14 protein-coding genes are annotated in these 12,521 nt (G+C 43.4%); 4 read left to right on the top strand and 10 right to left on the bottom strand.

Annotation, left to right across the window (positions count from 1 at the left end):
* Positions 1-205: 205 nt before the first annotated feature.
* Complete coding sequence (locus tag NL644_RS11855; protein WP_053816374.1) at positions 206-898, bottom strand: SDR family oxidoreductase; 693 nt, start codon at positions 896-898, stop codon at positions 206-208.
* Between the two features lie 83 nt (positions 899-981).
* On the bottom strand, positions 982-2,178 hold the full coding sequence (locus tag NL644_RS11850) for an MFS transporter (protein WP_045545247.1): 1,197 nt from the start codon (positions 2,176-2,178) through the stop codon (positions 982-984).
* 188 nt (positions 2,179-2,366) lie between these two features.
* On the opposite strand from NL644_RS11850, the gene NL644_RS11845 reads away from it, so the two are divergent.
* The 4 genes from NL644_RS11845 to NL644_RS11830 all read left to right on the top strand — a co-directional run bounded on the left by NL644_RS11845 (position 2,367) and on the right by NL644_RS11830 (position 6,670).
* A complete protein-coding gene (locus tag NL644_RS11845; RefSeq protein WP_001259369.1) occupies positions 2,367-3,248 on the top strand; it encodes a LysR family transcriptional regulator in 882 nt (293 codons plus the stop codon).
* A gap of 224 nt (positions 3,249-3,472) precedes the next feature.
* Positions 3,473-4,570, top strand: coding sequence for an alkene reductase (locus NL644_RS11840; protein ID WP_017790829.1), 1,098 nt, complete (start codon positions 3,473-3,475; stop codon positions 4,568-4,570).
* A gap of 9 nt (positions 4,571-4,579) precedes the next feature.
* A complete protein-coding gene (locus NL644_RS11835; protein ID WP_017790830.1) occupies positions 4,580-5,668 on the top strand; it encodes an alkene reductase in 1,089 nt (362 codons plus the stop codon).
* 66 nt (positions 5,669-5,734) lie between these two features.
* Complete coding sequence (locus NL644_RS11830; protein WP_047689321.1) at positions 5,735-6,670, top strand: zinc-binding dehydrogenase; 936 nt, start codon at positions 5,735-5,737, stop codon at positions 6,668-6,670.
* A 59-nt stretch (positions 6,671-6,729) separates the two neighbouring features.
* Here NL644_RS11830 and NL644_RS11825 read toward each other — a convergent pair whose 3' ends face one another.
* The 8 genes from NL644_RS11825 to NL644_RS11790 all read right to left on the bottom strand — a co-directional run bounded on the left by NL644_RS11825 (position 6,730) and on the right by NL644_RS11790 (position 12,464).
* A complete protein-coding gene (locus NL644_RS11825; protein ID WP_047725746.1) occupies positions 6,730-7,179 on the bottom strand; it encodes a GNAT family N-acetyltransferase in 450 nt (149 codons plus the stop codon).
* 169 nt (positions 7,180-7,348) lie between these two features.
* Positions 7,349-7,891: a GNAT family N-acetyltransferase gene (locus tag NL644_RS11820; protein WP_047725747.1), complete on the bottom strand. Its 543-nt coding sequence runs from the start codon at positions 7,889-7,891 to the stop codon at positions 7,349-7,351.
* A complete protein-coding gene (locus NL644_RS11815) occupies positions 7,888-9,081 on the bottom strand; it encodes a methyltransferase domain-containing protein (protein WP_222133562.1) in 1,194 nt (397 codons plus the stop codon). Before NL644_RS11815 ends, NL644_RS11820 begins: the two co-directional genes overlap by 4 nt.
* A 382-nt stretch (positions 9,082-9,463) precedes the next feature.
* Positions 9,464-10,093, bottom strand: coding sequence for an HNH endonuclease (locus tag NL644_RS11810; RefSeq protein WP_182052701.1), 630 nt, complete (start codon positions 10,091-10,093; stop codon positions 9,464-9,466).
* Positions 10,090-11,514, bottom strand: coding sequence for an AAA family ATPase (locus tag NL644_RS11805; protein ID WP_253658421.1), 1,425 nt, complete (start codon positions 11,512-11,514; stop codon positions 10,090-10,092). Before NL644_RS11805 ends, NL644_RS11810 begins: the two co-directional genes overlap by 4 nt.
* A 177-nt stretch (positions 11,515-11,691) precedes the next feature.
* Positions 11,692-12,054: a transcriptional regulator gene (locus NL644_RS11800; protein WP_068864088.1), complete on the bottom strand. Its 363-nt coding sequence runs from the start codon at positions 12,052-12,054 to the stop codon at positions 11,692-11,694.
* Positions 12,055-12,067: 13 nt separating this feature from the next.
* Positions 12,068-12,265: a hypothetical protein gene (locus tag NL644_RS11795; protein WP_253658420.1), complete on the bottom strand. Its 198-nt coding sequence runs from the start codon at positions 12,263-12,265 to the stop codon at positions 12,068-12,070.
* Positions 12,255-12,464 (bottom strand): hypothetical protein, encoded by a 210-nt coding sequence (locus tag NL644_RS11790; RefSeq protein ID WP_047725754.1) that lies wholly within the window; start codon positions 12,462-12,464, stop codon positions 12,255-12,257. Before NL644_RS11790 ends, NL644_RS11795 begins: the two co-directional genes overlap by 11 nt.
* Between the last annotated feature and the right edge of the window lie 57 nt (positions 12,465-12,521).

The raw sequence follows: 12,521 nt of genomic DNA, 5'->3' as shown, positions 1-12,521 counted from the left end.
TTAGAATATGTAATGTGACCTGCCATAGATTCAGGCAATATCAATTTATAGGATCTCATCGTCATCCCAATCCCAGTCAATTTGGGAAATATCACGGGAGACTTTGTGTAAATACCACCAGATCAAACCGACAATAGAAAGGATTAAAACTAAAAATAAAAGCATATCATACCCTTAGAACTTGCATGTGACGTAACTACAGGGCTTACCACGGCAATTGAGTGCCATCGTAGACAAAAAATGAACCTGAATGCTTAAGTTTTAAATTGTCGATAACATTAAGCATGCCTTTAACACTCTCTTCTACTGTTACCTTGCCATCCTTTCCGCCCATATCGGTTTGTACCCAACCAGGATGAATTGCCATAGTCTTCACTCCCACTTCGGATAGCTCACAAGCCAGAGATTTAATTATTTGGTTGAGGGCGGCTTTTGATGCGCGATAGCTGTATCGACCACCAGAGCGGTTGTCATCGATGCTAGCGAGTATTGAAGTCATCCCAATGATGGTTTTATCTTCACCCGCAAGAATGTTATTAAGCAAAGCCTGCGTGATTAACATGGGCGCAATGGTGTTGACGTTTAATACATTTATCCACTCCTTTTGCCCCATGTTGCCTAGGCTTTCACATTCATCTCCGCTCACTCCTGCGTTATGAATGAGTACATCAATGGCGATGCCCGCAAATTTTTCTGTCAAAGCGAGAATATGGGACTCATTACTCACGTCGAGCGGATGAATACAAATGGTGGGATAAGTTTGTACCAAGAGACACAAAGCCTGAGCTGTATTGATGTCACGGCAGCATGCAATCACACGCCATCCACGCTGAGCGTATTGTTTAACAAGCTCTAGGCCCAAACCTCGATTGGCGCCAGTGATAAAAACCGTTTTCATTGTGAGCTACCTAAGTTGATTGTAAGTAAGAATTAGCTGGTCAATGCCGAGCCTTGACCAGCTTGTAACCATTGTCGTGATACTTACTTCACAAGTACGTTTGCTTCCGACAAATGAACTGCTGTACGTTTATCAAGACGTCCACTCATTCGAGTAAGAGCGAGCGCAACGATCACTATCACGGCTCCAATCCAAGGGGTATGCATTAAGCCCATTTCTGACACAATCATACCGCCGCCCCAAGAGCCAAGCGCAATACCCACGTTAAACGCCGCAATGTTTAGACCAGAAGCGACGTCTACCGCATCAGGAGTGTATTTTTCAGCCAGTTTAACCACATAGACTTGTAAGCCAGGAACATTACCGAATGCAAAGGCCCCCCAAACTAAAATGGTCGCTACTGCGGCGATAGGGTTAACGGCCGTAAAGTTAAATACAACTAATACGGTGGCGAGTCCCGCAAAAATAATTGTCAGCGCTTTAATTGGCCCCATCTTATCGGCCATTTTGCCGCCCCAAATATTACCAATCGCTACTGATACGCCGTATACCAACATAATTAGGCTGATTGCATTGGCGCTGAATCCTGTTTCCTGTTGCAAAATCGGCGCTAGGAAAGTGAAAGCGGTAAAGGTACCACCGTAGCCGAGTGCGGTAATTGCATACACCAGTAGTAACCTTGGTTGAGTGAGCACTTTTAGCTGCGATGACAGTTTCGCGGCAGCAGGCTGTTTTAGGTTGCTTGGCACTAAGAACGCACTACCAATCAGCGCAATCAGTCCCAATAGCGCTACAATCAAAAACGTCGATTGCCAACCAAAGGTTTGGCCGATGTAAGTACCGAGCGGCACGCCCGTTACTAATGCCACGGTTAATCCCGTGAACATAATCGCAATCGCGCTGGCTGCTTTTTCTTTGGGGACTAGGCTTGTTGCAATCGTAGAGCCGATAGAGAAAAAGACACCGTGAGCTAAACCAGTCAAAATGCGAGCAACGATAAGGGTGTTGTAACCAGGTGCTTGCCATGCCAATAAGTTGCCAATCACAAACAATGACATAACAGCAATGAGGACGTGCTTACGGTTCCACTTTCCCGTTAGTGCAGTTAAGACAGGTGCGCCAATCGCAACACCGAGTGCATAAAGGCTCACCAGCAGTCCTGCGGATGGCAGTGAGACGTTTAGGTCCGAAGCCATGGTCGGGAGCAACCCCACGATCACAAACTCCGTCGTTCCGATAGCAAAGGCGCTGAGCGTCAATGCAAGAAGTGCTAATGGCATATCATTTACTCTCTTTTATTAGGTTCTAGTAAACAGCAGCGAATGTACTTATCAACGTGTCGTGCTGCCGTGATTTGATGGAGGGATTTTGCGTGGAAATGTAGTTGCAAAAAATAGGTTATTTAACAAATGATATTTGCTATAAATGCAATAATTAAACGAAACTGTTGAGTAAATGGTAGGCAAGCATGCGCACGAAATCGGACGATTTAGAAATTCTACTTACTGTCGTTGATACTGGTGGATTTACTGCGGCGGCAGAAAGTCTCGATATACAGGTGGCACGCGTATCACGAGCGGTGAGTAAGGTAGAAAGCCAACTTGGCGTGACGATATTAAACCGAACCACAAGACGGATTGAATTAACGGATGAGGGGCGGCAATTCGTTGAGTCGGTAAGAATAGGGCTGATGCAGTTGCAGCAAGCGGAAGACGAGATCATATCCCGTGGGGAATTACCCAAAGGGCGGCTGCGTGTTGATGCCGCCAGTCCATTTGTGTTTCACCAGTTAGTTCCACTCGTTCAGCCATTTAATCAAGCCTATCCTGATATTGAGTTGGAGTTAACTTCTAATGAAGGTTTTGTTGATTTGCTGGAAAAGAAAACCGATATCGCTATTCGTATCGGTGCATTAAATGATTCAACTTTACATGCAAGGCCTCTTGGCCGAAGTTTACTTTACATTGTTGCTTCACCTGATTATTTATCAAAGCGCGGCTTTCCGAGTAAGAGCAGTGATTTGGAACATCACGATACCATCGGATTTTCAACACCAAAAACACTCAACGAATGGCCTCTGAAAGGATTTTCAGGGCTGACACCCACGCTGACCTCAAGTAACGGTGAAACGGTGAGACAGCTAGCATTGATGGGAAATGGAATCGCCTGCCTATCAGGCTTTATGGTGAAAAAAGATATTGCGGAAGGAAGATTAATTGCGTTGTTAGAAGGTGAAAAAATCGGCAACTCAGGCAGGGAGCAAATTAATGCCGTCTACTATAAGTCTTCTTCTGTTGCCAAGCGGATTTCTGCTTTTATCGATTTTATTCAGCCGAAACTGGATCTGTAAATCGTTCAACGCGAGGTAACTCCGTACCTCGCCTAGGCTATTTCCTCTGGCACCCTGGGCAAGATAGATTCCTATAAAAGTCGATGAGTCATCGACATCCAATAAGACCATTGCTGTATGCGCTTAGACTGTTGCAATTTTAACAAATATCATTTGTCCTTGTTGCTATCAATGTCATGCGTTGAGTTTGTTAATATCCCTCTCAAGAAATAAGAGGGCTTATTATGTCTAAATCACTTTTTCAACCTATCCAATTGGGGTCCTTGACACTCAAAAACCGCATCGTCATGCCACCGATGACACGCTCCAGAGCAACTCAACCTGGGGATGTCGCTAATGACATGATGGCGACGTATTACGCTCAGAGAGCCAGTGCAGGTTTAATTGTCTCCGAAGGAACACAAATTTCACCAAATGCAAAAGGCTATGCGTGGACGCCAGGTATATACACACCTGAGCAGATTGAAGGCTGGCGTAAAGTAACTCAAGCAGTGCATGCAGAAAATGGCGCAATTTTTGCTCAGCTGTGGCATGTAGGTAGAGTCACTCACCCAGATAACATTGGTGGTGATCAACCGATTTCTTCATCAGCGTTAAAAGCGGAAAACGTAAAAGTATTCGTTGATAATGGCAGTGATGAACCTGGTTTTGTTGACGTCGTCCAGCCTAGATCAATGACAAAAGCGGATATTCAACAAGTCATCGCAGATTATCGTCAAGCGGCATTGAATGCTGTTGAGGCAGGCTTTGATGGTATTGAACTGCATGCGGCGAATGGTTATTTGATCAACCAATTCATAGACTCCGAAGCTAACAGCCGTACCGATGAATACGGTGGTAGCCTGGAAAATCGTCTTCGTTTTCTTGATGAAGTTGTTGCAGCATTAGTTGAAGCGATTGGCGCTGACCGTGTTGGGGTGCGTCTGGCTCCTTTGACTACCTTAAATGGTACGGTAGATTCGAACCCTATCGAAACTTATACCGCTGCCGCTGCGGTACTAAATAAGCACGGTATCGTTTATCTGCATATCGCTGAAGTCGATTGGGATGACGCCCCTGATACGCCAGTTTCTTTCAAACGTGCCTTACGTGAGGCTTATCAAGGCATTTTGATTTACGCAGGTCGTTATAATGCGGAAAAAGCGGAGCAAGCCATTGATGACGGACTGGCTGATATGATCGGCTTTGGTCGCCCTTTTGTTGCGAATCCTGATCTTCCTGAACGTCTACTTCATGGTTACCCGTTCGCAGAGCACGATCCAAACACCTTGTTTGGCGGCGGTGAAAAAGGGCTTATTGATTACCCAACGTATAAAGCTTAAGGGGGAAGTATGTTTAAGGTATTTAAAGGTCACGGACTCGAGACTAGCAACCGTATCGCTATGGCGCCGATGACTCGTTCACGCACGTCTCAACCTGGTGATGTACCAAACGAGATGATGGCAACCTACTACCGTCAACGTGCTAGTGCTGGCTTGATTGTCACAGAAGGCGCACCTGTCTCAGCCGTTGGTCGGGGCTACTCTATGACGCCAGGCATTTACACAGAAGAACACATTGAAGGCTGGAAGAAAGTGACTCAGGCTGTTCATGAGGAAGGGGGTAAGATATTTATCCAACTCTGGCATGTTGGCCGTCGTAGTCATTCCGATATTTCAGGTTCACAACCCCTGGCACCATCAGCGATAAAAATTCCAGATCAGGTCTTCGGCCCATTACCTGAAGGCGGGTTTGGCATGGTGGAGACCCAGCAGCCAAAAACAATGAGTGCAGATGAAATCCAAGCAACCATTGCCGACTTTGTTCAAGCTGCAAGAAATGCTGTTGAAGCAGGGTTTGATGGTGTTGAAGTACATGCTGCGCATGGTTACTTGTTTGATACCTTTTTACGCTTAGAAAGCAACCAAAGAAGTGATCAATATGGTGGCAGCCAAGAGAATCGTATGCGCTTTCTGGTTGATACGTTACAAGCACTTACCGAGGAAATTGGTGGGGAAAGAGTAGCGGTTCGTCTGTCTCCTCATATCGGAGAGGGTTTTGCTGGGGATGATGTTGAAATTGTTCCACTAACGTTAGCATTGCTGGAAAAACTACAACCGATGAACCTTGCGTATGTGCATTTTTCAGAAAACATATCACGCTATGTAGAGGTGCCTGAAGAGTTTCGCCAGCAAGTACGCCGAATATACTCTAATCCAATCATGGTTGCAGGAAAGTTGACCAAGCAATCTGCCCAACAGTTGCTAGATAAGCAGTATGCTGATTTCGTTGCCTTTGGTACTCCTTTTGTAACGAATCCAGATTTAGTCGCCCGATTTGCTCATGATTTACCATTGGCCGAGTTTGATGCCGATGCTAGGTTAACCTTGTATGGAGGCGGAGCCGAAGGCTACACCGATTATCCAACTTATCAGGCCTAATACACTAGGTACCAAGGACGATAACTCTTTGGTGCCTAACCTTTTCATTAAGCGAGTGGAAGTGATATGGAACCCTATCGAATTTGGCAATATCAAACTGAGACACACAGTCTTGTTTTAGGTAAGGCTGAAATACCAGCTTTAGATGACAGCGAGATCTTAGTACAAAACAAAGCGATTGGTATTAACCCTGTCGATTGGAAATTTATTAAAGCCAACCCTTTAAATTGGCCGAATGGTCATGTTCCAGGTGTTGATGGTGCAGGCGTCGTCGTACAAGTAGGGTCTAAAGTTGACACAAGTTTGATTGGCCGTCGAGTGGCATATCATGGTTCACTAAATCGCCATGGTAGCTTCGCTGAATATACGGTTTTGAACGTTGAGCGAGTGATGACACTGCCTGAGGGCCTATCTTTTGAACTTGCTGCGGCACTGCCTTGTCCGATGCTGACTGCATGGCAGGCATTTGAAAAAATTCCATTAACCCGACAAAGAGAAGTGCTTGTCGTTGGTTTTGGCGCGGTGAATAATTTGTTATCCCAGTTCCTTGTCAATGCTGGTTATGTGGTTGATGTTGTCTCAACTAGTCTGGGCGAAGAGCGAGCCAAAAGGTTAGGTATTCGCCACGTTTATCGAGAGCAATCTCAAATCGACATGAAATACTTAGCCATTTTTGATGCGGTGAGTGGGGAAAATGCCGCCCATTTAGTGCCACTGTTAAGAGCGAATGGACATATTGTCTGCATTCAAGATCGTATTGCTAAACCCATTGACCCTCCATTTACACGCACTATTTCTTACCACGAAATAGCCCTTGGAGCGTTACATAATTTTGGTGATAAAGATGATTGGCATGCATTAATGCAAAATGGTGAAGCGCTGCTTGAGCGTATTTCAAAAGGCAGTTTTGACGTTAGTTTACCCGTATATTTTAAATTCGAACAGATGGCCGAAGCGTTGGAGCACAGCGAACTTATGAAAACAAAAACGGTCATCGCCTAGTCGTATTTTATATCCAAATAGCTTCACATTAAATGAAGCTATTTGACTAAAACTCATTCTCAATCGCTTAAAATCATGATTTCATAATCGGACTTTGAAAAATGAGCATTTTGATAAGCTCTAACAGCCGTTCTGTTGTCTTTGTGAACATATAGGCGCAGCTCTAAGCCATTTTGTTCCTTCATTTCATGTTTTACCGCATCCAAAAGCAATGACATACGCCCCTTGCCTCGCTGTGATTTGGATAAGAACATGCTTTGAATCCACCAGTAATAACCAGCGTTCCAGTCGCTCCACTCGCGAACCGCAGAGACACTCCCTACGGGAGTGTTGTTCTCATCAACTAAAACCCAATAGGTAGCAATTGAAGGGTCACGAAGCGCGACCAGAATGCCCTTTTCAAGTGTTTCTGGGATCTTAATGCTCCCCTCTGCCTCTCTTGCTTCTTCAGCAGTGAAGTTAACAAGGTAGGGTAAGTCATCTAAAACGGCTTTTCTTACTTTCATCATAGCCCTCAAATTTATCAGTGGTTTCTACAGGTTATCAAAGAATAATTGCTTATAACATACACGGTATGTCCGTTGTGACTAGGTGAGCATGGTAAGAGCGCCGCTTAGAAAATAGCGTTTAAGCATAGCCATCTAAATTCAGAAACGAAGGGGTTTTCACGCCAATTAACTACCAATAATAAGGATTGTCGATAGCAGGTAAGCATGTTGGTTTGCCCACAACGTGAGGGATTACTTCACCAACCAAAGGTTGGGCAATCCATCCTTCAGGGTAGGATAAGCCTAGCGGAGCTTGAACTACGTCCTGACTGATTGGAGCGAATCCTATTTTTGAGTAAAAGTTGATATCCCCGTAAGTAATGGCAACGGTGACGCCTTTTTCTTTCAGTGTCGCTAACCCAAATTTGATCAATCCTTGACCTACACCTTGCCCATGGCAATCTGTTGCAACGGCCACGGGAGCTAAAAGGAATATGTTTTCACCATTTGGAAACGATAGGCGAGAGAAAATAATGCTACCGACAATGCGTTCACTTTCATCTTGAGCAATAAAAACATAAAGATCCTCATCTTTGGTTGGTAAAGTGAGAAAGTCTTCCACGAGTTTCGCAATTAATGCACCTTCTTCTTTACCTTCTGAATCCGAAAATGTGTTATTGAACAGTGTAATGATTTCTTGAGCTTGTTCTTGTTTGTACAAAGCGTATTTCATATATCTATCTCTAGTTTGCAATTTTTTAAAATAAAGTACTGATAGGTAAAGTCTTTTGCGGCACTGCGCTCGTAAACTGAAATCTCTTTCTTAATGTCCAGTAACGCTTGGGACGCAGGCATAACAGCTTGTAATTCCTCAACTCGGCTTTGCAGCGGTTGCCAGTAGTTTTGCCATGCATCGACGCCTAATGAGAAGTGTTCGATCATTTCGTAGCCATGCTTTTTGAACAGAGCGAGCCGTTTAGGTATCGATTGAATGTCTGGGTAGTCTGCCAGCCAAAACTGTTTTGTCTCTTCGTCGGGAGAGTCAGTGAGCCAAACCAAATCACTCACCATCAAGACGCCATTGTCTTTCAACAGAGGCTTCCATTGTTTTAGTGCGTTCTCCATTCCCATAATGTAGACGCAGCCTTCCGCCCAAATGGCATCAAAACTCTTTGCCTGAAATGGCAGTTCCGTCATAGAGGCACAAACAGGAGAAATCCGCTCATGTAACTGTGCATTTTGGATTTTTTTATTGAGCTGTTCGATGGCAATAGGCTCATTATCCACGGCGGTAATGTGCGCGGTACTGTTATCGGCTAGCAGTAATGTTGAGGTGCCAGTGCCGCAACCAATGTCTAAAATATCGGTCATTGTCTGAGGAGACATTAATGAAATCGCTTTTAAAGAGTCCTTGTGACTCCCTGGCCCCCATCTTTCTAATGTTGCAAAGACAGTCATAAAGTCTTTCATGTAACTCTCGTGTTCGTTCATATCTTTTGATAGCCACTTTAATCGGAGCGCTTCTTTTTCACTGTAACCCTGCGTACTTAACCAGTTTAAGTAAGCGCTAGGCGCACTTTGACTAAGAGAGTAATGTAACTCTCTTTGTGGACGCTCCCCAAGTAACGCCAGTAGCAACTCACGAGCCTGGATTTTTTTATCAATTTCATGGTTGAGTTGCGTCAGCCGATTTTCTAATAAGCTTCTACTTAACTTCGCGACTAAGCACTGTTCGCACTCTTTCAATGAGAGTCCTGCGCTTTGAAGTTGCTGAATCAAAAACAGTCGTTGCAAATCGTTTTCGTTGTAATAGCGATATCCATTGTCAAGACGCTGACCGTTAATCAGCCCTAACTTCTCGTAATAGAGTAAGGTGGTGCGAGAGATGCCAGCCTTTGCTGCCAATTCCGAAATCAAGTACATGTGAGATTTGACCCAAGTGTTCTTAGTATTTGGATAGTATGAACTGTAGAGTATTAGACAGGTCAAGTAGACTTGTTCGAATTTTTCACCCACAGTGGCAGAAGTGAGATGATGGTGGTGAGGACTGCGGATGATTTTGAGATATTAGTCGGTAGCTAGTAGCCAGTTTTCAATACCAGAACTTATTTATGAATAGCTAAATTAGCAAACGCCCTAAAACAGACTTGTCCAGAGATGTGCCAGAACTATCACTGCTGGCACACTTATGCCCCATTTCGTGCTGGAGAAAGTAAATGCGCCCCGTCTAACTTCAAGAGTTTTTCATAGATTTTCTAATACCAAACAACTTTTCGGATACAATCAGTTAAGAGTGCAACTCAGACTAACTTAGTGCGTTGATTTTGCTTTGTAACATTTCGATAGCAAGCTGCAAGTTTTCTTGTCTCTGGTCATCAGCAGCCAAACGCAATACAGCTTGGATGATTGGGTCAACCTGTGTTCGGCCTCCCTCTTCGTGGTAGCGCAACAACCCACACACTTCGATGGTTTTCCATCCTTTACCATGCTTATCCCCCTTATACCTATAGGTTATTCCAGGTACCAGTGCGGTTATGTGGTCTTCGTACCTATCGTAGTGTGCATGGACGATAGTGTAACTCGATGACCGAGTGGGGAATTTGTTATAAGTAGGGGATTTGGTAATTAACGATGTACCTTTGTATCCATTACATTCTTTACAGGAGACACAGAGGTTCTCTGGGTGAAACATCCACTTATCAAAATTGTTTTTGTGCATGATATGTTCTAAATCCCAATCCCCACCGTGCAAAGAAGGTTTGTGAACCTTACAATAAGCACAGCAATATTTTTGCTGTTCGATGTAATGTCGTTTCATTCTAGTTTTGAGTTCTGTCACCGCAGGATCCGCCCATTTTTCATTAGGGGATACGTTTTTTTCCAACACGCTTTTGATGATCGCTTCGTCATTTTCGTTCAGAACAAAAGGGGTCATAGATACCCTCCAGCCAACAAAGTTGAGCGCATAATTCCCAGTAAGACTCTGACTTTATCGTGTTCTTCCAATTGAGATTCAAAGCTCAATAGCCAATTCGCAGTTATTAACGCTTCTTCGGGAGGGTTTTCTGTCTTACAGACAGAATCCAAGACCTCAATAATTTGAGTAATCAAATATTCATTGTTATTGCCTGGATTATGGAACAACGTCGCCAACTGATAATCTGCAGAGCGCTCTTTATGAGGGCGAGCATCAATTAACTTGCGATTAACCATATCGTACACGCAACTATTTGAAGCGGAGATGTCTGACACAATTAAGGGAGAGTGCGTTGCGATAAGGAAGTGGCACCCTTGATAGCCTGAAAATGAGTCCCTAAGAATGTCTACAAACTTCTCTTGCCATTGCGGATGAAGGCTGATTTCAGGTTCATCGATGCAGATCAGTGCATCATCTTCTATAGAAGAAATAATACCCAAAAAGAGCAAGAATAAGCATTGCTCGCCAGAACTACGCTTAGCTAAGCCCGTCAGAGGTACATCTGATATATCAAGATCGTCTACATAATTTGAGGGACTTTTTGTGTGACGAACTGTCTCAAGATTTTCTAGCTCGATAAGTCCAGCCCTAAGCAGCGTGGAAACGACATGACGATCAATGTCAACGTCAGAAAAGTTCTCTTCGTGTTTTCTTAAGTGTTTTAATGTAAAAGCATTGCGATCTAAAGAAAGAAGGAATTCTGGTTCTTTGTAGATTTCTTCACAATATTGGATTAGCCCAAGGATTTCTTCTTGTTCATATTCTTCTAGGGCTTCCTTCAGTATCAGAGTTGTTTTGGGCTGTAATTGTTGGCCATTTTGCAAATTTGTAAAGTCATCGCTAGAAATAGCCACATTAAAACGCAAACGCAATAAACCACCAAAATCGAACTTATGCAGGAAATTTGTTAACGCAACAAGTTTTCTCGTTTCAAATTTTTCATTGCCCAATAATTGTTGAATTGCTTTCGACGCGATACGTGTTGAAGGTGCTTGAAATGGTGAATAAGGTTTAGAACCTACGTAGGCATAAAACCCGTTTTGTTGAATGTCCTTCTTACTCTTCCATCTTTGTTGGAACTTTTCAAACTGACTCGTTGACGCTGCAATCAACTTTTTTGGTAAAGAAAGGCCGAACCTTTCTCCTAATAGACTCCACTCAGCAGAATATTCCTTTACATCACGGACTGCTGTAGCTACGTTAGGTTTGTCGCTATTGAGCAACTGAGAGTACATTTCTTGATAATAAGCACAAGTATCAACTAACAGCTGCGTTTTTCCACACCCGTTATTTCCTATTATTACAGTAAAAGCGTTCTCTTCAGTTGACCCCAAATGCCAAAGCTCATGATTTGCGATGGTATTAACTCTGAATCCCATGTGATTATCCACACTATCCGATTGTATTAATATGGAATTTCTCACATATAAGTTAGTAAGTATAGTTGTTGAGGCCTGTTGGCAGTCAATTGTACGTTAGCCATACTTCTAGTTATTCGTCATGAACTAAATTAGTAAAGTCGCTAACACGCTTTTGTCCAATTGTATGTTAGCAATTCAAAGTAAAAGAGACCTGCCCATAACGATCTCGAACGTTGTAAACAACGCAATTGGTCGAGATTGACCTCTCTTCGTATCTATACAAGCAAAACCTTTAGATGAAAGAGCTTCGAAAGTATCAGTAACATCCTTGATACTGCGCCCACTCTTTTCAGCAAGCTCATCAAGACTGTTTGGCTTTTCGCGAGCAATCAAATTCAGCAGCTCAACATTTTCGTTAGACAACAGTTGTGAAAGCACAGCCAGTGACTCAAACAAAAATTGAGGGTAATGTTCTTTAGACGTCACTTTTCCTTCTGCAATCCGAATCATGCGCTTACGAGCAAGCTCTTCTGATAGAATGCCGATTTTTGCTTTCATACTATCCTCACTCCTAATAGTCGCCATCTAAATCGACTGAATAATCACCGACGCTCTCATCTAATTCTTCTTTCATTTCATGAGAAGGAACGACTAATTTATCTGTATGCTGCTCGATGTCTTTTTCGAGCAAGGCTAAAAAGCGAGCTACGCTCAGGTTCTCACAAGAAGGTTCTGTTAGCTCTTTACTCTTATCTTCCTCACGTTCCATTGTTAGCTGCTTCCGTTTTTATTGACGCGATCACTTTTAACAAATCTGTTGCGATTGCTGGGCATTTGTCGTTCATAAAAACCGTTACTTCATCACCAAATTTCATCGTTACGATTCCATTCTTATCGACACTTAACAGAGCGAAAGACTGCTTCAAATCAAGAGTCGTGTTACTTCCATTGGTCGTGGTTTCAGCCATCTTTCCCTCACTGCTAACGAGTATGTTTACAAAATGGGCAATAATTGTTACCCGAGA

Source organism: Vibrio sp. Y10_XG_PY6 (assembly GCF_024181795.1).
GTDB classification, from domain to species: Bacteria; Pseudomonadota; Gammaproteobacteria; order Enterobacterales; family Vibrionaceae; genus Vibrio; species Vibrio diabolicus.
Note: the sequence above shows the minus strand (reverse complement) of the source record. Positions and strands in the feature narration are given on the sequence as shown.